1 pseudogene is annotated in these 638 nt (G+C 53.9%); it reads right to left on the bottom strand.

Annotated features, from left to right (window positions below):
* Positions 1-305: pseudogene (locus ABJ99_RS23935) on the bottom strand (transposase); the annotation flags it as partial.
* Positions 306-638 lie beyond the last annotated feature (333 nt).

The following is a 638-nucleotide window of genomic DNA, read 5'->3' as shown; positions in this document are numbered from 1 at the left end:
GTACTTCAGCTGGATGCTTTTGCGAAGTACGCCGTCGCCTTTTCCAGAATGTCGCGCTCCATCTTGACGCGTGCCAGCTCGGCTCGTAGACGGCTTATCTCCATCTGCTCGGGAGTGACAGGCTTGATGTCAGCGCCGGTCAGCCTGCCTTGGCGATGCGCCTTGACCCAGTTGAACAAGGTCTGGTCGGATATACCCAGAGAGCGGGCAGCGGCAGCAAGCGTCAGGCCTGTATCAACCAGTCGCACGGCCTCAAGTTTGAACTCAAGGGTGTATTTAACGCGATCTGTCTTGGGCTTAGTCATGTCGTATCCTTGCGGCTATTGAGGCACCTGGCAAGGGATACGTTTTTCAGGGGCAAGGTCACTATGGTTTCTTTGTCCAAGCTTGCGTAGCAAAGCGGGACAGGAACGGGGGGTGACAGTGATGACAAGACGACTCGTCCCTAAACGTGAAACTGCGCAGATCCCCTGCGGATAGGCCACTATTGTGACACGTCTAAAAAAGAACGCGACTCACCGCCTCAACAACTCCACTAAAGTCGACAAACAGCACGCAAAACCATCGCTGCCCGCACTGAATTGATACGACCACTCCCAATCATGAACCATCCTCATGTTCTGTTTTTAAGGGCTCTC

The organism is Pseudomonas syringae pv. cilantro (assembly GCF_001293775.1).
GTDB lineage: Bacteria > Pseudomonadota > Gammaproteobacteria > Pseudomonadales > Pseudomonadaceae > Aquipseudomonas > Aquipseudomonas syringae_P.
The sequence above is the reverse complement of the archived record's forward strand: the minus strand, read 5'-3'. Positions and strand labels throughout refer to the sequence as shown.